The organism is Pseudomonas sp. nanlin1, from assembly GCF_045571515.1.
Taxonomy (GTDB): domain Bacteria; phylum Pseudomonadota; class Gammaproteobacteria; order Pseudomonadales; family Pseudomonadaceae; genus Aquipseudomonas.
Genome location: NZ_CP124218.1, coordinates 3259351 through 3280796, shown reverse-complemented (window position 1 = coordinate 3280796; position 21446 = coordinate 3259351). Strand labels below are relative to the sequence as shown.

At 60.3% G+C, this 21446-nt stretch carries 17 protein-coding genes and 1 tRNA gene; 9 read left to right on the top strand and 9 right to left on the bottom strand.

Annotated elements, in window-relative coordinates; all coding sequences use genetic code 11:
* Window positions 1-103: 103 nt before the first annotated feature.
* Window positions 104-1021, bottom strand: a complete 918-nt coding sequence (locus QCL65_RS15110; protein WP_407309983.1) for a DMT family transporter — start codon at window positions 1019-1021, stop codon at window positions 104-106.
* Between the two features lie 114 nt (window positions 1022-1135).
* Between QCL65_RS15110 and QCL65_RS15105 the strand changes: the two genes are divergently transcribed.
* The gene (locus QCL65_RS15105) at window positions 1136-2047 is read left to right on the top strand and encodes a LysR family transcriptional regulator (protein WP_407309981.1); all 912 of its coding nucleotides are present in this window, start codon (window positions 1136-1138) and stop codon (window positions 2045-2047) included.
* Window positions 2048-2157: 110 nt separating this feature from the next.
* Here the strand turns inward: QCL65_RS15105 and QCL65_RS15100 are convergent, their stop codons facing one another.
* Both QCL65_RS15100 and QCL65_RS15095 read right to left on the bottom strand, forming a co-directional pair.
* Window positions 2158-2727, bottom strand: a complete 570-nt coding sequence (locus QCL65_RS15100) for a LysE family translocator (protein ID WP_407309979.1) — start codon at window positions 2725-2727, stop codon at window positions 2158-2160.
* A 49-nt stretch (window positions 2728-2776) separates the two neighbouring features.
* Entirely contained in the window at window positions 2777-3613 is an 837-nt protein-coding gene (locus QCL65_RS15095) for an AraC family ligand binding domain-containing protein (protein ID WP_407309977.1), read from the bottom strand.
* Between the two features lie 263 nt (window positions 3614-3876).
* Here QCL65_RS15095 and QCL65_RS15090 point away from each other — a divergent pair, with 263 nt between their 5' ends.
* A complete protein-coding gene (locus QCL65_RS15090; protein WP_407309975.1) occupies window positions 3877-6135 on the top strand; it encodes a TonB-dependent receptor in 2259 nt (752 codons plus the stop codon).
* A 153-nt stretch (window positions 6136-6288) separates the two neighbouring features.
* Here QCL65_RS15090 and QCL65_RS15085 read toward each other — a convergent pair whose 3' ends face one another.
* Both QCL65_RS15085 and dmeF read right to left on the bottom strand, forming a co-directional pair.
* Window positions 6289-6618 carry a hypothetical protein gene (locus QCL65_RS15085; RefSeq protein ID WP_407309973.1) on the bottom strand — a complete coding sequence of 110 codons (330 nt, stop codon included), beginning with the start codon at window positions 6616-6618 and terminating at the stop codon, window positions 6289-6291.
* A gap of 51 nt (window positions 6619-6669) precedes the next feature.
* Window positions 6670-7602 (bottom strand): CDF family Co(II)/Ni(II) efflux transporter DmeF, encoded by a 933-nt coding sequence (gene dmeF / locus QCL65_RS15080; protein ID WP_407309971.1) that lies wholly within the window; start codon window positions 7600-7602, stop codon window positions 6670-6672.
* 403 nt (window positions 7603-8005) lie between these two features.
* Between dmeF and QCL65_RS15075 the strand changes: the two genes are divergently transcribed.
* The 4 genes from QCL65_RS15075 to QCL65_RS15060 all read left to right on the top strand — a co-directional run bounded on the left by QCL65_RS15075 (window position 8006) and on the right by QCL65_RS15060 (window position 12723).
* Window positions 8006-8683, top strand: a complete 678-nt coding sequence (locus tag QCL65_RS15075; RefSeq protein WP_407309969.1) for a (2Fe-2S)-binding protein — start codon at window positions 8006-8008, stop codon at window positions 8681-8683.
* On the top strand, window positions 8683-9678 hold the full coding sequence (locus tag QCL65_RS15070) for an FAD binding domain-containing protein (protein ID WP_407309967.1): 996 nt from the start codon (window positions 8683-8685) through the stop codon (window positions 9676-9678). The genes QCL65_RS15075 and QCL65_RS15070 overlap by 1 nt, the downstream gene beginning before the upstream one ends.
* On the top strand, window positions 9675-11888 hold the full coding sequence (locus QCL65_RS15065; RefSeq protein ID WP_407309965.1) for a xanthine dehydrogenase family protein molybdopterin-binding subunit: 2214 nt from the start codon (window positions 9675-9677) through the stop codon (window positions 11886-11888). The genes QCL65_RS15070 and QCL65_RS15065 overlap by 4 nt, the downstream gene beginning before the upstream one ends.
* Window positions 11889-11991: 103 nt before the next feature.
* A complete protein-coding gene (locus tag QCL65_RS15060) occupies window positions 11992-12723 on the top strand; it encodes a carbon-nitrogen hydrolase family protein (RefSeq protein WP_407309963.1) in 732 nt (243 codons plus the stop codon).
* A 64-nt stretch (window positions 12724-12787) separates the two neighbouring features.
* Here the strand turns inward: QCL65_RS15060 and QCL65_RS15055 are convergent, their stop codons facing one another.
* From QCL65_RS15055 to QCL65_RS15040, 4 genes are all read right to left on the bottom strand, one after another.
* Complete coding sequence (locus tag QCL65_RS15055) at window positions 12788-13117, bottom strand: hypothetical protein (RefSeq protein WP_407309961.1); 330 nt, start codon at window positions 13115-13117, stop codon at window positions 12788-12790.
* A 167-nt stretch (window positions 13118-13284) separates the two neighbouring features.
* Window positions 13285-13716, bottom strand: coding sequence for a hypothetical protein (locus QCL65_RS15050; protein ID WP_407309959.1), 432 nt, complete (start codon window positions 13714-13716; stop codon window positions 13285-13287).
* A 245-nt stretch (window positions 13717-13961) separates the two neighbouring features.
* A complete protein-coding gene (locus QCL65_RS15045) occupies window positions 13962-15515 on the bottom strand; it encodes a sensor histidine kinase (RefSeq protein WP_407309957.1) in 1554 nt (517 codons plus the stop codon).
* Between the two features lie 207 nt (window positions 15516-15722).
* Window positions 15723-15808, bottom strand: a tRNA-Leu gene (locus QCL65_RS15040).
* Between the two features lie 257 nt (window positions 15809-16065).
* Between QCL65_RS15040 and QCL65_RS15035 the strand changes: the two genes are divergently transcribed.
* From QCL65_RS15035 to QCL65_RS15025, 3 genes are read left to right on the top strand one after another with little or no spacing between them, the layout of a single operon-like run.
* Window positions 16066-18324, top strand: a complete 2259-nt coding sequence (locus QCL65_RS15035; RefSeq protein ID WP_407309955.1) for an ATP-binding protein — start codon at window positions 16066-16068, stop codon at window positions 18322-18324.
* Between the two features lie 18 nt (window positions 18325-18342).
* A complete protein-coding gene (locus tag QCL65_RS15030; RefSeq protein ID WP_407309953.1) occupies window positions 18343-18804 on the top strand; it encodes a response regulator in 462 nt (153 codons plus the stop codon).
* A gap of 60 nt (window positions 18805-18864) precedes the next feature.
* Complete coding sequence (locus QCL65_RS15025; protein WP_407309951.1) at window positions 18865-21261, top strand: response regulator; 2397 nt, start codon at window positions 18865-18867, stop codon at window positions 21259-21261.
* Window positions 21262-21446: the final 185 nt, after the last annotated feature.

Sequence of the window (21446 nt, the reverse complement as noted above, 5' to 3'; positions counted from 1 at the left end):
TGGTTATAGGGGTTGGCCGGCAGAAGAGAACGACGGTGTGTTAATTTTTTTTTTGAGCGTTTCTACGCTATCGGCAGCCAGCCCCTGAACCTTTAGGCTGCTCCTAAGCAGTAGGCGCAATCACCCGTACCTTACCCGGCACCCAACGAACGCTAGCCAACAGGCACGCGGCGACAATTAACCCACCGCCAAGCCAGCCTACATAAGAGACGCTTTCGCCTAGCCAAAACATTGCGAACAAGCCGCCGAACAGGGGTTCGCTACCCATCAACAGGGCGACTCGAGTGGGGCTGCTGCGTTTGATTGCATAGTTTTGGGCGAAGAATGCAAATAAGGTACAAGCCAACACCAGGTAAACCACGTAGCCCCAGAATGCGCCGCTGTTTTCCATGGCAATAAGGGTTTGCAACGGGCTAGGCACAAAGATAAAGACCAGCAACAGGCTGCCCACGGTCACCACACCGGCTTGCACCGCTGTGACCGTGAGTGCTGGAAGATGGGTACTGGTGGTCACGCTTTTGAGCAGGCAAACCTGTAAGGCTCTGATCAATGCGGCGAGCAAGATCAAGGCATCGCCCCAGTTGAATATCCATTTGCCATCGCCGCTCAGCAGCACGGCGCCCAGCCCTGACAAACCGACCGCGCACCATTCCATTGGAGTCGGCTGGCGCTTGAGCCATAGCCATTCCACCAAAGGCGTCAGCATCACACAGAGGCTGATCAAAAAAGCCGCATTGGTTGCCGTCGTATGCAAGAGGCCGAATGTTTCACACAGGAACACACTCAGCAGCAACACGCCGGTGCCCAGGAGCTGGAGCAGTTTGGCTCTGGGCAGGTCGCGCAGGCTTAGCAAGGCTGGGCTCAATAACAGGAATGTGATGCCAAACCGCAGGGCTAATAGCCCTAACACGGGATAGAAAAATAAGGCGGATTTGACCACCCCATAGCTGGTTCCCCACACCACGGCGACGGCCAGCAGCATAAGGTCACTGAGTAAGACTGATTTGTGTGGCGCGTTCATCGAAAGCTCCTTTTGCTAAGGCGCCCAGTATCGATTGATGCGTTGAGGATGATAATGTTGCGTTCACGCACAGAATCTGTGCTTCCTATACATAAATAGCGCTTGAAGAATTTTATGAACCCACCTGAGCTGTTCGACTCATTGGCTGACATGGCGGTTTTCGTGCGGGTGGTCGATGCGGGGAGTTTTTCAGCGGCGGCCCGGCAACTGTGCAGTTTGCCCTCTACCGTCAGCCGCCAGGTCAAACGCTTGGAACAACGGCTTGGCACCCAGCTGCTGGAGCGCTCGACCCGACGAATTCGCCTTACCGAATCTGGCGCGCAGGTGTACAGCCACTGTAGGGCGATGCTAGGTGCCGCCGCCGAAGCAGTCGACGCGGCGGGCCGCCTGGCAGCTGGGCCAAGGGGGCGGGTCAGCTTGAGTGCACCGACCGCCTTTGCCAAAACCGTTTTGCATCCACTGATGCTCGAGTTCTTGCAGCGCTACCCTGAGGTAGATGTGCAACTGGTTTTCAACGACCTGCACACCGACCCCTTGATAGACGACCTCGACCTGGTCATTCGCCTGACCACGCGTCCGCCCCTGGGGTTGGCCGGCCGTACACTCGGTGCGGTGCGCTGGCTATTGGTGGCGTCTGAGGCATACCTGGCAGAACGCGGCGTGCCGCACCAACCCATGGACCTTCAGCAGCACGACTGTTTGTACCTGGGGGAAAACACCGACGATAGCCGCTGGCGCTTGAGCCAGGCTGGCGCAACCGAAACAGTGCAAGTCAAGGGCCGTTACATCGCCAACCATGCGGGGGCTCGGCTGGACGCGGCCAAAGAGGGTTTCGGCATTGCCAACCTGCCGGACTTCGTGGCGAAGGAATCACTGGCCCAAGGGCAGGTGGTGCAAGTATTGCCTGACTGGGAGTTGCAAGCCGGGGCCTACGTTGGCTCGATTTGGTTGCTGTACCCGCCTAAACGCTACTTGCCCCCGAAAGTCAGGGTGCTGATCGATTATTTGGTTGAGCAGTTTGCGTAATGACGTCGGTTTCGTAATGTCTGGGAAATTTGCCGATCGTAGGAGGGGGCCCTGCCCCCGAGCCCTTCGTTACAGCCCCTGCGTTGTAAAGGCGAAAGCATATCGTGTATCTACGCCATAAACCCGACCCAAGCCGCCACCAGCAACAACAGCGCTAACACTCGATTCAACCCCTGCAACCGCTGTGGCGATGTCAGCCAGCGCGCCGAACCTGCCCCCATCAGAGCCCAACAGCCCATGCAGGGCAGGGCCACCAGAAAGAACGCCAGGGCCAACTGGAGCATTGGGCTACGTTGGCTGAACACACTGACCACCGCCAGGGCCATCATCCAGGTCTTGGGGTTGACGACTTGCAGGGCGGCGCCGCCGATAAACCCCAGGTGTAGGCTGCGTTGCTCAATAGCGGAGTCGGTAGGGCTGGTGAATATCTTCCAGGCCAACCAGCTCAACCACAACACCCCGACCCAGGCCATCAGGCGCTGAGCACCGGGGACTTCCAGTAGCGAACGGCCAACCCCCGTGCCTACCACTAGCACCAGAACCGCAGCCCCGCTGCAGGCCCCCAGAATCAGTGGCACAGCGGCGCGCCAACCGAAGCGGGCGCTGTTGCTCATCACCAGGATATTGGTCGGGCCTGGAGTGATCGAGGCGACGAAGGCAAACAATAAAAAAGGCAGCATGGGCAGTGATCCAGAGCGGAAAAACCCTATGCTCTGCCAAAGGCGTGGTTCAGTCTGGAAGGTTTGAGCAGCGCGAGCGGTAGGCGGCTGGGCTGAGCCCGTAAGCGCGCATAAACCAACGGCCCAAATGGCTTTGGTCGGCAAAGCCGAGGTCGCTCGCCACGTGGGCCGGCCAGGCCCCGGCGGCGAGCATGCGGCGTGCCGTGGCCAGGCGCAGTTGCACCAGGTAGGCATGCGGCGGCAGGCCAAAAGCCGCCTTGAAGGCGCGGGTCAGGCGGAAGCGGTCGACCCCGCAGGCTACGGCCAGCTCCTGTAAGCCCACGTCCTGATGCACATGGGCATGCAAATACTCCCGTGCCCGCAGGGCAACCTGGGGCAGGCGCGGATCGGGATCCGGGCGGCGTCGCCAGTGCACCCGATCGGTGAGCCGCGCCAACAGTTGATCCAGCGCGCTTTGCCGGACGATTCGCAGTTCCTGATGATGCAGGGCGGCGAACGCCTGGCTCACCGCGCGCGCCAGGCGGGGTTCGGTTTGCAAGGTGTTGGCGAAGGAGGGCAGGTGCAAATCGGGTGCGTGATCGAACAGGCCGCTGAGTTCGCCGCTCAACCAGTGCGGGTCCAGGTACAACATGTGATAGGTGAAACCCTCGGCGCAGGGGGCAGTGCCATCGTGGATTTCCCCTGGCTCCAGGGTAAACACCTGCCCCGGGGTGCTGGCGTGGCGCTGGCGGCGGCAGTGAAACTGTTGCACGCCTTGTTGGGTGACCCCCACCAGATAGCTGTCATCCCAGTGCGGGTCGTAGGCGTGCCCTTGAAAATGCGCATGCAAGGTCTCGATACCGGTGTCGTGATCCCGGGCAAGGTCTATCCAGTGTGATGAGGGCATAGGGCACCTGGGTCGGCGGAAACGCTTGGTTATCGCTCGGGCGAGGGGGGGAGTCTAGAACATTCGTGCTGGCCTGTTCGAGGTTGAGGCTTTTGATTGAGCGAGAAGCGTATGACGTTAATACGATCTTAAACGCGACGTTTGTAATAAATTTCTGACGAATATCTATGCGAAGTATTCGCATTCGCTATAATGGTGATGTCGTTTGGCCGTTATCCTTCCGGACAGGCGCCTATCCCTCCCTATTCTCAGCAGGATCTTCCATGGCTATTCCCTTTTTCCCACGCAAAGCGGCGGTCAACTCCGTGTGGCTGCCTATCTGTCTTGTGGCGAGCTTCTCGACAGAACTTGCGTTTGCCCAGACCACCGCTGAAACCCCCGCCCAAGAGACCCAGCCCACGGCGAAGGATAGCCAAGGTGCGGCGTTGGAGCTTGAAGCCACCTCAGTGACCGCCAGTGCCGATGCGTCCCGGGATGGGCTAGTGCCTGAGTTCGAGGGTGGGCAGGTGGCTCGCGGTGGCCGCGTGGGTATTCTGGGGAACAAGGACTACATGGAGACGCCGTTCACCTCCACGTCTTACACCAATCAGCTGATTCAGGACCAGCAGGCCCGCAGCGTCGCGGACATTATGCAGAACGACCCTTCCGTGCGCGTGTCCCGGGGCTTTGGCAACTTCCAAGAGCTGTATATGGTGCGCGGCTTTCCGCTGTATTCCGATGATATTTCCTACAACGGCCTGTACGGGTTGTTGCCGCGCCAGTACGTCGCGGCTGAGTTTATCGAACGGGTAGAAGTCTTCCGTGGCGCCAGCGCATTTCTCAACGGTGCGGCGCCGGGCGGCACGGGGATCGGGGGGGCGATCAATATCCTGCCCAAGCGCGCGCCGAATGAACCGCTAACGCGCTTGACAGTGGGCGCGGAAAATAACGGCTTCGGCACCGTCGCTGCCGACGTGGCGCGCCGCTTTGGTGAAGAAGACCGTTTTGGCGTGCGCTTGAACGTCGCCAAGCGCGATGGCGAAACATCGGTAGAAGACCAAGACCGGTCCCTGGACATGTTCGCGCTGGGCCTGGATTACCAAGGTGAGCGCCTGCGTCTGTCCGCCGACATCGGCCATCAGTATCACTTTATCGACAATCCGCTGCCGAGCGTCACCCCGCAGGGGCGTGCGCCTAGCCCGCCGGATGCGGATAAAAACTTCGGCCAGTCGTGGACCTACGCGAAGGAAAAGCAGACTTTCGGCACTTTCCGCGCCGAATATGACCTGTCCGATTCCGTTACCACCTGGGCCGCCGCGGGTATGCGCAAGGGCGAGGAAAAGAACGTACTGGCCAACCCGTCGTCTGATGCGGCGGGTGTGACCACGGCTTCACGGTTCGACAACTACCGGGAAGAAACCGTCACCACTGGCGAAGTGGGGATGCGCTTCAGCCTGCAAACCGGGCCGGTGTCTCATCAGTGGGTGGTGTCTGGTGCCATGTATGACACCAAGGACCGCAATGCTTGGGCGGGTAACTTCGGTAGCCCCATCATCGGTGACCTCGACAACTCGGGTAATGCTGCTCAGCCCCAGAACATATCATTCAACGGCTCAATGTCAGACCCCCATATCACCAACCGCACTCACAGCCAAAGCCTCGCTGTGGCCGACACCCTGGGTTTCTTCGAAGATCGCTTGCAGGTCACCTTGGGCATGCGTCGCCAAGGGTTGGACGTGAGGGACTACAACTTCATCACCGGGATAGGGGCTGACCCTTACAAAAAGTACGCGAACACCCCCGTAGCGGGCATCGTTTACCAGTTGAACGACCAAGTGTCCGTTTATGCCAACTACATCGAAGGCTTGACCAAGGGCGACACGGTAGGCGCCACCACCACCTTGCCTAATGGAACAACCGTCCCACTCTCCAATGGCAGTCAGTCACTGGAACCCTATATCGCCAAGCAGACCGAGGTCGGCGTGAAATACGACGGCGGTGGGATAGGCGGCAGCCTGGCGGTATTCCAGACCAAAAAACCGGTGGGCTTCATCGAAGATTTAACTTTCAAGACCAATGGCGAGCAACGCAACCGCGGTATCGAGCTCTCCCTGTTCGGTGCACCTGCCGAAGGCGTGCGCCTGTTGGGCGGTCTGACTCTGCTGGATGCCGAATTGACCAACACACAAAACGGCACCAATGACGGCAACCGGGCCATCGGCGTGCCCAAGACCCAGGCCAATGTGGGCGGCGAGTGGGACGTGCCGGGCCTCAATGGCGTGACGCTGACCAGCCGCGTGGTTTACACCAGCAGCCAGTACATCAATAACGCCAATAGCTTCGAAATCCCCTCTTGGACCCGGCTAGACCTCGGTGCCCGTTATGGCTTCAAAGTCGAGGACCGCGACGTAACTTTACGGGCCCGCCTGGATAACGTCACCGGTCGTAACTACTGGGCATCCACCGGTGGTTTCCCGAACGCCAACTACTTGGTGCTCGGCGCTCCACGCACGCTCTCGGTCAGCGCGTCGGTCGATTTTTAAGGGTTATAGGCTAACAACCAGTAATAGGCGCCGGTGACCGCCTGCGCCTATCTACCAAGCGTCTTTTAGTCTCGGGCAATGCGGCCAGGTTGGGAATTGCCGGCTTGGGCGCGTGGGGCCTGTGTGGCCGAAACGGCTCCACGGCATTCGCTATCAGCCCCTATCTCTGGCCCGGCACTCCTCTTCAGAATCAAAATACACATGGCGTGCCGGGTGGGCGATGGCCACATCAGCGGCCGCGAGCGCCATGGCCGTCAGTTCGATCATCCGAGCGGCCTGCCCAGCGGCGAGCGCTTGCTCTCGATGGGCCTGGGTATCGAACACCCAGACCACCCGCAAGCTCTGCGCCAAGGCCTGGAAATCGGCTTCATGGGTAAGCCATTGGAAGCCGACGATTTCGCTTTTGGCGGTTTCACACGCGTCGGTGAGGCAGGTAATCAAAAGCCGCTCCAGCCGAGCGTTATCGCGTTTAGTCGGTGGCATAGGGATTCCGTAATAAGGCGCAAGGGCACGGACTGGCCCAGGTTAGGAGGGTTAAAAGCTGGGCCCTGTGGCTTGGCGAAACTCGACGGTCAGGTGCCTGATTTCGTGAACGGGTTTCAACCGCTCACGGATACTGCCTGCACTGGTACCCACGCTGCCCACTACGCTGACAATGGCGGCATGGGCTTCTGGGCCGATGCGCCAGACGTGCAGGTCAGTGATGGCGGCGTCGCCCGGCTGTTCGACCAGGGTGCGGATCTCGTCGGCAATATGACCATCGGTCTGGTCCAGCAGCACGGCGGCCGTCGACCGTATCAGAGTCCACGCCCAGCGTGCGATGACAATGGCGCCCACCAGGCCCATGACCGGGTCAAGCCATACCCAGCCCAGATAACGCCCGGCGAGCAGGGCGACGATGGCGAGGACGGAGGTCAGGGCATCGGCAAGCACGTGGACGTAGGCCGAGCGCAGGTTGTTGTCATGCCCGTGGGGGCTATGGCTGTGGCCATGGTGATGATCGTGGCCAGCGCTATGACCGTGGCCAAGCAATAGCGCGCTGACGACATTCACGGCAAGCCCGACCACGGCGATCAGCGTCGCCGGCCCAAACTCGACAGCCGTCGGCTGCAGCAGGCGAATGACCGACTCTACGCCAATCCCCAGCGCCACCAGCCCCAGGATAAGCGCCGAAGCGAAGCCGCCCAGGTCGCCCACCTTGCCCGTGCCAAAGCTGAAGCGGGCGCTGCCCGCATGGCGCTTGGCGTACGCGTAGGCCGCGGCCGCGATCCCCAACGCTCCAGCGTGGGTCGCCATATGAAACCCATCCGCGAGCAGCGCCATGGAGCCGGTGATATACCCGGCGGCGATTTCCCCCACCATCATCGTCAGGGTAAGCGCCACGACCCAGAGTGTGCGCCGGGCGTTATCGTCATGGGCGGAACCAAGAAAGACGTGGTTGTGCGTGAAGCCAGCGTTTGGGTTCATAGGGTGCACGCCTGTGTTGATGAGTTGGAACAGGGGCGGATGCCTTGCAGAAGCGCATCGGCCGCTAATTGGGGGAATAGTTGCACGCTCTATGCTCTTTTGCACGGTTCCGGCAGCTGGCCGGGCGATATAGATCCCTGAGGCTGCTCCTTGAGCAGGGTATTGCCCTCGGCGCCATCCAGTTGATCCGTAACGTATTGTTACAACGATTTCGCCCCAGACAAACGTCGGAATAGGCAATAACCCGCTTCAATTGGGCAAGTGGCCGTGTATGCCTAAAGGCATACTCTGGTCTTTGTAGCGCCTAAAAATAGCCGGGATCGGGGTTGGGTAGTACAGGCCCAGGTTACCGTCAGATGGGTGTCAGTGCCGTGACCTGAACCTAGCCAATGAGGACCATCCCGTGACCGAACCGACCAACAGCCCCCGCCCTGAGAAGGACCGGCCCGAGCCGCTATTCGAAGAACTCACCGCGCCCTCGCGTCGCAGCTTTCTGCGCACCGTCGGTATCTCCGGCATGGCCGCCGCGACGGCACCGGTATGGGCCCAGGCGGCGCAGCTCGAACGCCCCATCGATGACAGCGAAAAGACCCTGGCCAAAGGCGAGCAGCGGATCACCCTTGAGGTGAACGGGCAACGCCATACCCTTAACGTACCGGGCAATGCCGTGTTGCTGGATGTTTTGCGTGACCGCTTGCAGCTCACCGGGACCAAGAAGGGTTGCGACCACGGCCAATGCGGTGCCTGTACCTTGCACATCAACGGCCAGCCCGTGAACAGCTGCCTGTCCCTGGCGGCCATGCATCAAGGTGATGCAATCACCACTATCGAAGGCCTGGAGCACAATGGGCAATTGCACCCCATTCAAGAAGCGTTCTGGGCGCATGACGCGTTCCAATGCGGCTATTGCACTTCTGGGCAGATGATGACGGCCGCGGCGATCCTCAAAGATCCCGACATCGGCGCTGACGACGCCAGCGTCCGTGAGGCCATGAGCGGCAATATCTGCCGCTGCGGTGCCTACAAGAACATCCTCGCCGCCGTGCAGGACGCTCGCAGTAAAGTACAGGGGGTGAGCTGATGAGAGCGTTGGAATATACCCGGGCCACGAGCCCCGAACAGGCCATTGCAACCCACGCGCGCGAGCCCGCCAGCGCTTTCCTGGCCGGCGGCACAACGTTGCTCGATCTGGTCAAGCTGGACATCATGCAACCTGATCGGGTGGTCGATGTGCATAAGCTGGGGTTGAACCAGATCGAAACCTTGCAGGATGGCCGCACCCGTATCGGGGCGATGGTCACCAATACCCAGTTGGCCCATCATCCGCGGATCAAAAGCGAATACGCCGTATTGTCCCAGGCGCTGCTTTCCGGGGCGACTACGCAATTGCGCAACAAAGCCACCACGGGCGGTAATGTTTTACAGCGCGTGCGCTGTAACTATTTCCGTGATGGTGTCTCGGCCTGCAACAAGCGTGTTCCAGGCTCTGGCTGCGCGGCTATTGGGGGGCACAACCGGAGCGTGCATGCCGTGCTGGGGACCAGCGATCAGTGTATCGCCAGCCACCCCTCTGACATGTGCGTGGCGATGGCGGCCCTGGGGGGCTCGGTGCAAGTACAAGGGCCGAACGGCAAGCGCGAGATCGATTTTCTCGACTTCCATCTGTTGCCAGGCAGCACACCCTGGAAGGAACACGCACTGCAAGCGAATGAATTGATCACCCACGTCACCCTGAATGCACCATTGCCCCACAGTCGCTCAGGGTATTTGAAGCTACGGGACCGCGCCTCGTATCAGTTTGCCTTGGCGTCGAGTGCGGTGGTTTTGGTCATGCAAGGCAATGTCATTCGCGACGCCCGGATCGCCATGGGCGGCGTTGGCACCAAGCCCTGGCGAGCCCTCGAAGCAGAGCGGGCATTGCGAGGGGCTACGGCTACGGCGGAAAACTTCGCCAAGGCCGCGGCTATTGCGCTGCAAGGTGCAGTGCCTTACGCGCACAACGCCTACAAGATCCCCTTGGGACAGCAGGCCATCGTGCGCAATCTGACCACCCTGGGCATGGGGGCTTTGGTATGAGCGAATCTATCCTGGGCGCATCGCCGCGGCGTATCGACGGCCGTTTGAAGGTAACCGGCAAAGCCCTATATGCAGCCGATCAACATCCCGCAGGTATGCTCTTCGCCTATGGCGTTTATAGCACTGTGGCCAGCGGCTCGATCAAGGCCTTGGACGTCGAGGCCGCACGCCGCTCGGTCGGGGTGGTCGAGATTCTGCACCATGGCAACTTCCCTCAGGCGTTTCACACCTCACCGGTGCCATTCTCGTTGGCTGGGGTGTTGACGGGGTCTCGCACCGATGAGAAACGCTTGCCGTTCGAGGATGAAATCATTCGTTATGCAGGGCAGTTCGTCGCCCTGGTGATCGCCGATACGTTCGAGCATGCCCGCGAGGCGGCGTACAAAGTGCACGTTAGCTACACCACTAGCCCTGTATTGGCCAATCTCGAGCAGGGGTTGAAACGAGGCGCCCCGGCCGATGGCGGGCAAGGGCACAAACGCGGTGACCCGGCTTCTGCATTCGAACGCGGCGCGCAAACCCTGGACGCCACTTATCACACCCCGGTGGAAACCCATAACCCGATGGAAATGCATGCCACTGTGGCGCTGTGGGAGCATGGCCGGTTGGTGGTGTACGAAGCCACCCAGTCTGTGGTCGTGCATCGCAATACTCTGGCGCAGATCTTTGGCCTACCGACCGAACGGGTGGAAGTTCGGGCACCGTTCATTGGCTCGGGCTTTGGCGGTAAGTTGTGGATCTGGCCTCACTCAGTAGCGGCGTGCGCTGCGGCAAAAGTGCTGGGCCGGCCGGTACAGTTGGTCGTGCCACGCGCGCAGATGTTCACCACCGTAGGGCACCGGCCCGAAACCCGGCAACGTCTGCGCCTGGCCGCCGATGCCCAGGGCAAATTGCTGTCCCTGCGCCACGAATCCCTCAACAGCACGGGTTTCGGCGACCAATACGTCGAGAACTGCGGCGGTATGAGTGCCAGCCTTTACTCATGTGCCAATGTGCAAGTGACCCACGGCACGGTGCAGGTCAACCGTGGGGCGCCAACCTCCATGCGTGCGCCGGGTGCCGCGCCGGGGTTGTTCGCCCTGGAGTGCGCGATCGATGAGCTAGCCGACCAATGTCGGCTCGACCCCCTGGCATTTCGCCAGCTCAACTGGGCGCAGCAGAATGAGCAGGAAAAGCTGCCTTGGTCGAGCAATCATCTACGCGAAGCCTTGGCGCAAGGGGCCGAGCGTTTCGGTTGGGGCAAGCGCAGCCCTGGTATCGGCAGCATGCGTGACGGCCAGGAAGTCATTGGCTACGGCATGGCCCAGTGCAACTGGGATGCCTATCGCACGCCGGCCCAGGCTCGGGTGTCGCTCAAAGCCGACGGGCGCGCGGTGGTGTACTGCGGTGCTCAGGACATCGGTACGGGCACCTACACGATCATCGCGCAATGTGTCAGCGACATCACCGGTTTGCCGCTGGACCGGGTCGAGGTGGAGCTGGGCAATTCCTCTTATCCCCCAGCGCCTGTTTCCGGCGGTTCGTGGATCACCGCCAGTGTGCTGCCTGCCGTGGCTGAGGCGACCCGTGCGGCGCTTACGCAACTGAAAAGCTTCGCGGCGTCGGCCAATGGTGGCTTCCCTAACAGCAAAGCCGATGCCCTCACGGTCAGCGCTGGCCGCTTGCACGACGCAACGACCAGCCTGGGGTTCGCCGAAGTGCTTAATCAGCTGAAGATCGCCAGCGCTGACGGCGATGCTCACACTGGCATGGCGGATACCGCCAAGCATGCCTTCAGTAGCTTCGGCGCGCATTTCGTGGAAGTGCGCTGGGACCCGGGTATTTCTCGCTTGCGCGTGTCGCGGGTGGTCAGTGCCATTGATGTGGGCAAAGTCATCAACGCTAGAACGGCGCGCAATCAGGTCGAAGGCGCGATCGTCATGGCCATTGGCATGGCCCTGTTCGAGTCGGCCGACTACGACGAACGCAACGGCCTGCCGGTGAACAATAACTATGCCGAGTACATGGTGCCGGTGCATGCGGATCAGCCGGACATCGAGGTGATTCTGCTCGACTATCCAGACTACAACCTGAACGAGTTCGGCGCCCGTGGGGTGGGTGAAATCGGCGTGACTGGGCTGGCGGCGGCGGTGGCTAATGCCGTCTACCATGCAACCGGTAAGCGCGTACGCAACCTGCCGATTAGTCTTGAGAAGTTGATGCAGGTGTAGGCCTGAGGTGGCCCGGGGAGGCTGGCCCTGGTGTATTCTGCTCGCCAGCGCTTGCCTGTACTTGCAAGCCTCTTCGACTAACGCCGCTGCAGATGGACTCGCTATGAAACTGATCGCCGCCCAACTGGCCGCACACCCAGGAGACATCCCACGCAACCTGGATAAACATCGGCACGCCATCGAGGTCGCTGCAGGGCACGGCGCCGACTGCGTGTTCTTTCCAGAGCTGTCACTCACCGGCTACGAGCCACACCTGGCTGAGCAGTTGGCCATGTTGGCGAGTGATCAGCGCCTGGATGTCTTGCAAACACTCAGTGACCAGCACGCCCTAGTGATAGGTGTAGGTGTGCCTTTGGTGGGTGATAAAGGCACTGAGATCGGCATGGTGATCTTTCAGCCGGCGCAAGCGCGCAGTTCGTATTCCAAAATGCATTTACACGCGCACGAGCTGCCATTTTTCGTTCCAGGCAAGCAGCAACGGGTGTATCAGGTCAAGGGCCAGGTCTTGGCGCCTGCCATCTGCTTCGAGTCGTTACAGCCGGAACATGCCCAGCAAGCGGCGGGGTTGGGTGCGCAGGTCTATGTGGCGAGCGTGGCGAAATCCGCCAAGGGCGTGCTTGGCGCTTACGCGCACTACCCACAAATAGCCAGCGAACTGGGGATGACGGTGATGATGGCTAACTGCATTGGGCCGGCTGACAACTTCGTCGGCGCGGGGCAGTCTGGGGTTTGGAACCCTAAGGGCGAGCGCTTGTGCAGCGCTGATGCCGACCGGGAGGTGTTGTTGGCATATGACCTACAGACCGGTATCGCGGCTTTGCATAAGCTGGCCTGATTTGCGCCGGATTGCCCGGGCCTGCTGGGCCCATTGGTTCCAGCAGGCTATGAGTTAAAACAGGTCAGTTGACCCATACCCCGGCATGCCAATGCCAACCATCACCGGCGGCTTCCCAGTGCGGATGCACATAACGGTAGCCCGGCCGTTCCACTTCCCAATGGCCATGGACCGCTACGAACCGCTGACCGTTCCAGTGCCAATAGCCGCGTGCCCAAACGTAGCCGGGGCGAGGTGCAGGTTCGACCTCGATGACGCGCTCGGGCGGGGCCTGGGGCGCGATGACTTCCACATACTCATGGTGCACAGGCGCGCGTTCGTGGACGACGCGTTCTTCTACGCAGCCAGACGCTGTTGCGAATAGGACGATCAGTGCCGCATACCGTAAGAACATGCTACCTCCTCGAAACCCCTGCAAGTTGGTAGAGCGCCAGGCAAGGCCTGAGCGCTCGAATGCATCTGTACGAAGATGTTGTAACAGTTGGTATCTGTACTGCGGCTGAACCATTACAGAAGATGTATAGACTGACCGCTGACGCGTGCTTGGGATGGGCCGATCTTTTAAAGGTCGTAGGCGTATTTGTGGCTGATCTTGCTCCGCTCCAGGGAGTACTGCTTCATGCTGATCTGATCAGAAGCCAGCTGCGTATCCAGTTCCTCCATGTCGCGTCTTTTCAAGCTGGCTACGCGTGCTTTCGACGCTTGGTAGTTGATAGATTCGGCAGCGTTGTAACCGCTGATAGGGTCCCACAGGATGGATATCGGCCAAAACAACAGGTTAACGACGCCAAGCCCGTAAGAGCGGCCGTAAAAAGAACCGCCACCAGGCAATAGCCCCAGGGCAGCTGCCAGCCCTGGGCTTTTTTCCTGTACCGCGAGGTTGTTGGCTCGCAGGCCGGCAAGCTCGGATTCCTGAGCAGAGTTAAGGCCATTGGCGCAGCCGGCGGTCAATGCTATGCACGTGGCGGCTACTAGGTTGCGGAGGAGGGACATCGGCTATTCCTTTAATTTCCATATTCGAACCGTGGAGGCTGAGCCGCCGCTAGGCGTGCGGCTATCGCCTCTGGTTGTGAGGTGCGCGCCCGGGGTGCGACTGGTGAGTCTTCCTGTGAGTCACCTGTGGCCTGGGCAGCAGCAGGCTATCGGCCGCAGAAGCCTGTGCTTGAGCGCTCGCGGCTGATTTTCTTACTTGCAGGCATGGGGCCGAATGAGGCGCAGCGGATGTGCGCGAACCGCCATCAAGTCTTGAAGCGCACCACGATACGGCTGTAGGGAACATGGCGATCGACCTCTATCGATTGCTCGCCATGGCCTGCGTAGTTTTTCACCAGGCGCATGCCCAGGCCCGTACCCTGGGGGACCGGGTAGTGGCTGGGGAAGCCGTTACCTTCGTCGGTGACCACGATCATCAGGTCGCTGCCTTGCTGTTCAAGGCTGACCTTGATCTGCCCGGCGCCATATTTAACGGCGTTGGTCACCAGTTCCGATATCACCAGGCCGAGTGCGGCCAAACGGTCGCTGGGCACCAGAATATCAACGGCGTTCAGCGCGATAGGGCGCTCGCCGAAGAGGCTACGGATGTCATCGAGTAAGCCCGTCAGGTAGTCGGTGGGCTCGAGCCGGCCGCTTTCTGGGTTTTGGTACAAGCGCTGGTGCACCGAGGCGATGGTCAGGACCCGGTGCGCTGCGATCTTGAGTTGGCTTTCGACCGACTCGTCGTTGGCCAGGTTGGCTTGCAGGAGCAATAAGGTGTTGACCAGTTGCAGGCTGTTACGCACCCGGTGGTGGATTTCCTCCAAGGCGAAAACACTTTCACTGACCTTCTCATGGCCGAGCTTGATCAAGCTTTGCAGGGCTTCTTCGTGGGCATGCCGCTCACTGACGTCGCGCGACACAACGATCAGGCGTTCCACCCGGCCGTCTGGGTCGGCGATGGGCGCTACGGTCGTGTCCCACCAGCGCCGTTGACCACCGGGAGGCTCGCGCAGCGCTTCGAAACGCAACGTGTTGCCTTGGGTCGCCTGGGCAATGGCCGACTCCACTATTCCCCTGGATTCACCCCACCACAGGCTGGCCCACGGCACGCCAATGACCGGTTGCAGGGGCTCGAGCTCCATCTGCGCGGCTCCGCTCTCGTTGATGAACTCAACCTTGCCGTCCACCGACAGCACCTTGATGCAATCGGGGCTGCAATTGAGCACGTTCTCTGAGTACGACTCGCGGGCAGCGCGTTGGCCCTGAGTCAGCAGGCGCTCCACGGCCATGGAGATGACATTGGCGATGCCTTCCATGAACACCAGGTCGCTCTCGATAAAGGCGTCGCCCTGGGTGCTGTCGGCCTCGAGCACGCCATACGGGGCTGAGGCCAAACCGCGGATGGGCACGTTAATAGCGCGCTCGATACCGTATTTTTGCAGCAGCGCTGGGGTGCGGAAACGGTGCTCATCGCCCAAATGGTTGGAGATCACCGGGCGGTTGTGGCTATAGGCGAACCCGGCCGGGCTTGCGTCGTCAGCGCCCACCGTGGCGCTGCCAATGTCTTCGGGTGCCCAGCCAACGCCCTTGTAAAGGACGAAATTCGACTCGTCAGGCTGGTAAATGAGGATTTTTGCGAACTGCGTGTTCATGCCTTTGGCGACTGCGATGCAGGCGTCGGTCAGCAGATCGTCGAGGTGATGGGCGCGCAGCGAGGCTACCCCGAACGACACCACCAGTTCGTGCTGGCCGCGCAGGCGGGTATGGGAGATACGCAAAGCCATACGCAGGGTTTCTTCGGGGGAAAGGCTTTGCATGAAGCGCTCCAGGAAGCTGCGGTTTCAGGGGAATCCTGCGCACCATGATGTCTAGCGCGAGTATGGCGCTAAAAACGGATTACCGCATTGTGTTGGGGGCAGAATGCGGAGAGCTCGGGGGCAAGCCCCCTCCTACGATCGGCGAGATATAAATATGTCGCCAACCGTAGGAGGGGGCTCGCCCCCGAGCTCTTCATCTTCAATACATGGTGCGAGGTGCGGGAATCGAACCCGCACAACCTAAGGTCGTCAGATTTTAAGTCTGATGCGTCTACCAATTCCGCCAACCTCGCATGGGCACGCATCATACTGATATGTCTGGCAAATGTCATGCGTAAATGCGTTTGCCGGAGGGCCGAACAATGACTGTATGAAACTTCCCATTTTTTTCACGGGCGGTGCATTCTTCGTCACTTGAAGGTATGGTTCTTTGCTATGGTGCAGCACTATTTACCACCCTTGTCGATTTGCGCCATCCGGTAGTCCTCTGTGCGATCCCGGATGCAGGCATTCATGGGTCATCAAGGCGGGAAGAACGAGGAGGTCTTCTGTGACATCAAGCGAAACCGTTGGCATTGCCGCGGCCAGCCTGCAATGCGCTGAGGAGCCCATTCATATTCCGGGCAGCATCCAGCCGCATGGCTTTATGATCGTTCTTGACGAAGCCATTTCGAGCGTCTTGCAGGTCAGCGAGAATGTTCAGCAGTGGCTCGGCCTTGCGCCCGCGGCTATGCTGGGCCAGGGGCTGGCCGAGTTGCTGGAAGACGGCGAACGGGTCGCCGCGCGCTTGCGTGACTGGCCAGGCGACGAACAGCATCCGTTCCATTTTGGTGAAGTGCGATTTAGTCGCGGCAGTCGGCTGGAGCAGCCCATTTCGATGATGGTGCACAGCTACGATGGCCTGACCATCGCCGAATTCGAGCCGGTGCGCGAAGACGTCGCCACCGCCTACGGTAACCTCTACCCATTGGTCCGCACGTTCATTGGCCGGATGCAGGAGGCCGAAGACATCCAGGAACTCTGTGAGCGTGCGGTGGCCGAGGTCAAGCGCATCACCGGGTTTGGCCGGGTCAAGGCCTACAGTTTCGATCGTGAAGGCAATGGCGTCGTACTCGCCGAAGCCCGCGACCCTGATTACCCCAGTTACCTGGGGTTGTGTTTCCCGGCCTCGGACATCCCCGCTCAGGCGCGCCAGCTGTACTGCAACAACCGCATCCGGGTGATCGAAAACTGCGACTACCAGCCTTCGCCGCTGGTGCCCGCGCTCAACCCGGTCACCGGGCGGGCGTTGGACATGAGCTTTGCGGCGCTGCGTGCGGTGTCCCCGGTCCATCTGCAATACATGCGCAACATGGGCACAGCGGCCTCCATGTCGATTTCCATCGTCGTGCAGGGCCAGTTGTGGGGTTTGATCACTGGCCACCACGCCAAGCCCCATTCGGTTGAAGTGCAGACCCGCACCGCCTGCGAGCTGCTGGGCGGTGTGCTGGCCTTGCAAGTCGAGTCCAAGCTAGCCCATGCCACCAGTCAGCACATGCTTGGTTTGCGCCATCAGATCGTGCGCCTGTTGTCGGCCATGGCCGACCGCGACAGCGTGGCCGAAGGCCTGCTGAGCGAGCCGGACGTGTTCATGAGCTTTGTCCGAGCCCAGGGCGCTGCCATCATCACCCACAATCAATGTCACTTGTTGGGGCGCACACCGACCAAAATGCAGGTCGAGAAACTCGCCAGCTGGCTAGCTTCGCGGGAAGCCGGCGAGGTGTTCAGCAGCGACAACGTGGGGCGCGATATTCCCCAGTTGCCAGCCCTGGCCGAGCATGTGGGCGGGGTGTTGGCGGTAGCGATCTCCCAGTTGCATTCGCATTATCTGATCTGGTTCAAGCCGGAGCAGGCGCGTACCGTCAGTTGGGCCGGGCAGCCCACCAAGACCATCAACCCGAGCGGCGCACTCAACCCCCGCGCCAGTTTTGAGTCCTGGGAGCAAACCGTCCGCGGCTATTCCAGCCCTTGGGACACGCTTGAACTCGAAGGTGTCGCAGAGCTGCGCATGGCGACGTTGGGCATTGTTCTGCGCAAGGCCGAAGAAGTCGCCGCGCTGGCAGGCGAGTTGACCAAGTCCAATAAAGAGCTCGAAGCATTTTCCTACAGCGTGTCCCACGACCTGCGTGCGCCGTTACGGCATATCGCCGGTTATGCCGAGCTGCTCAGTGATTTCGAAGGCACCAAGCTCTCTGAGCGCGGTTTGCGCTTTCTCGAGCACATCGGCGAGTCAGCGCGTTTTGCTGGCACCCTGGTGGACAACCTCCTTAGTTTTTCGCAAATGGGCCGTTCGGCGCTGCACCATTCCGATGTCGACCTGAATGTTTTGGTTGAAGCCATTCGTCGGGAAATGCTGCCGGACTACGAAGGCCGCAACGTTGAGTGGAAGGTCGCGCCGTTGCCTCTAGTGATCGCCGACGCTGCCTTTTTGCACCTGGCGATGCGTAATCTTTTGTCCAATGCGATCAAGTACACCCGTAAAAGCGACCCTGCGGTCATCGAAATCAACGCTCATGAGACCGCCGAAGAGGTGGTTATTTCGGTGCGCGACAACGGTGTGGGTTTTGACATGGCCTATGCGGGCAAACTGTTCGGCGTATTCCAACGCCTGCACCGCATGGAAGAGTTCGAAGGAACGGGGATTGGCTTGGCCAGTGTTCGCCGTATAATCGAGCGCCACGACGGCCGGGTGTGGGCAGAAAGCTCCCCAGGTTCAGGCGCTGTGTTCTTTTTTGCCCTCCCTAGGCGTGGCTACCCGGCTGTGGAATGAATTCTCAAGAGGTTCTTAATGCTGAAACCCATCCTTTTGGTGGAAGACAATCCCAAGGATCTAGAGCTGACCTTGGTCGCCCTTGAGCGTAGCCAATTGGCTAACGAGGTGATTGTGCTACGCGATGGCGCCGAAGCCATGGACTACCTGTTTCGCCGTGGCGAACACGCCGTGCGTGCCGAGGGCAACCCGGCGGTGCTTTTGCTGGATTTGAAATTGCCGAAAGTCGATGGGCTCGAAGTGCTCAAGGCCATTCGCGAGGCGCCGGAGCTGCGCAGCATCCCTACGGTCATGCTGACCTCTTCACGGGAAGAACCAGACCTTGAGCGCGCCTATGCCCTGGGAGTCAACGCGTACGTGGTAAAACCCGTCGAGTTCAAGGAGTTCGTCTCGGCGATCTCCGACCTTGGGGTGTTCTGGGCGGTACTCAACGAGCCGCCACCGGGCTCCCTGCGACTGCTGCGCCGGCCAGGGGCCTGAACTTTCAAGCTACCCAGCGGGTCTACGGCGATAGTACACGCCCTTCGATGATCGAGAATGATGCCGTCAACACCCCTTAAACTTTTGCTTGTCGAAGACAGTGCCCGTGACGCCGAGTTGGCTTTGCTGACCCTGGAGCGGGGTGGCCTAACGGTCGAGGCGACGGTTGCGTACAACCATCAGGGCGTCGAAGAACACCTGGCTGAGTCTTCTTTCGATCTGATCCTCTGTGATTTCCTGTTGCCCGGCTCATCCGGCGCGCAGGTGTTGCAGACCGCCCAGCGGTGCGCCCCCCATACCCCCTTTATCTTCCTCTCTGGGGTATTCGGCGAAGCCCATGCGGTAGAAATGATGCGCCTGGGCGCCATCGACTACGTGCTCAAGCAAAGCATGAGCCTGCTGCCCAAGGCCGTTAAGCGGGCGCTGAATGAAGTTCAGGAACGGAAAAAACTGCGTCGCGCCGAAAAATCCTTGCTCGAGGTCGAAGTGCGGGCTCGCTTGGCCATGGATGCGGCGCGCATGGGCTTGTGGGACCTGAACCCGAGTACCGGCGAATTAATCTGGGACGAGCGCTGCAGGGCGTTGTTCGAGGTCGCGGCCGACAGCCCGGTCGACATGCATTATTTTATCGAACACTGCCACCCGGCCGAACGACCCATCGTCGAGCAGGCGGTGGCGAACGCTATGAACCCTGCCGGTGACGGTGCCTATCAGGCTGAATTTCGCCTGCTGGTACCCAGCGGTATCGAACGCTGGGTATCGGTCAGTGGCCAGGCGTTCTTCGATGGCGAGCGCTGTATCCGCTTCACCGGCATGATCAAAGACATCAGCGAGCAGAAACAAGCCACTGAGGCGCTGGAGCGGCTCAATGATTTGCTCGGGGAACGAGTACAGAAGCGTACCCGCGAACGCGACCGTACCTGGGAATTGTCCCGCGAATTGCTCGCAGTCATGCGCTTTGACATGACTCCGGTGTCCCTCAACCCAGCGTGGGAAATCGTTTTGGGTTGGTCGCGCGAGCAGTTGACCACCATGCACCTCTGGGAGTTACTGCACCCCGAGGACCTGGACCCGACCCTGTTGGAAATGCGCAACATCGCCAACGGAAACGTCTCGACCCGCTTCGTCAACCGCATGCGCCACGCCACAGGCGATTATCGCTGGCTGTCGTGGACGGTGGTGCCCGACGAAGACCTGATGTATGCCGCAGTGCGCGATATCACCGGGGAGCGGGCGGTGCTCGACGAACTCGCCGCGGCCAACCAGCATTTGCGTGAGCAAATACAGGAACGCGAACGCATAGAGGCGACCCTGCAACAGATGCAGCGCCTGGAAGCCGTTGGGCAATTGACCGCCGGCGTTGCCCACGACTTCAACAATTTGCTGACGGTCATTCTGACCAGCGCGTCGTTCGTGGCTCGTGACCTGGAAAAAGGCAGGCTGGATAAAAGCCAGAGCCGCCTGCAGAACATCATGGTCGCGGGGGAACGCGGCGCCAAGTTGACCGGGCAACTGCTGTCGTTCTCCCGTCGTCAGCGTCTGGAGCCGGTGGCGGTCAACCTCAACGCCACGGTCTCGGGCATGCTGGAAATGCTACGGCGAACCCTGGGCGGCAGTATCTGGATTCAAACCCAGACACTCCCAGAACTCTGGCACGCCCTGGTCGACCCCACGCAAACCGAGATGATCATTCTCAACCTGGCAATCAACGCCCGCGACGCCATGCCCACCGGCGGCACCCTGAGCCTGGGAACCCATAACGAAACCGTCACCCGGCCCCCTCAACGTCTGCAAGACCCAGAGCCGGGCGATTACGTGGTGCTGTCCATCAGCGATTCTGGCAGCGGCATGAGTGATGAAGTGCTGGCCAAGGCGTTTGAGCCGTTCTTTACCACTAAAGAGGTGGGTAAGGGCTCGGGCTTGGGGCTGGCCCAGGTGTTCGGTTTTGCCAAGCAATCGGGCGGCGGCGTGGCGATCGTTACCGCGCCGGGGCAGGGCACCACGGTGAAAGTCTATCTGCCGGGCGTGCGCAACGACACCGCCGAGGTCGAGTCGGGCGAAGCGCTGGCCCTCAGCGCCGATCAACATCAGTCAGGCTCGACCATTTTGTTGGTCGATGACGACGACAGCGTTCGCGAAGTGACAGCGATGCTGCTCGACACGTTCGGTTATCAGGTGATTCAAGCCGATAGCGCCGAGGCGGCCTTGGCCAGGTTAGACGATGATATCGACCTTATACTCACCGACTATGCAATGCCGGTGGTCAACGGTGGGGAACTGGCCCGGCGGGCCCGGGCCAAGCGGCCCTCACTGCCGATCCTGTTTATCACCGGCTATGCGGACCTCGAAGGTTTGCACGCCGATGAGTTTGAAATCGTGCAAAAGCCGTTTCGCCAAGACGAACTGGCAGCCAAGTTGCGCAAGGCAATCAATGGCGCCGCGAGTTCGCCAGCGTAAGCGCGCTAGGTTCTGTACGTAAAGTCGCCGAGCGGCGATCAGGCAAGGCAAAAACAGGCGAGGAAGCGGAGTTGACTGGTTGTCAATGAGCATTCCGATCGGACTCGCGCCCGAGCCTGTTTTTAACGCAGCATGGTCGACGCGCAGGCACTTTACGTACAGAGCCTGAGCAACTGAACCTTCCT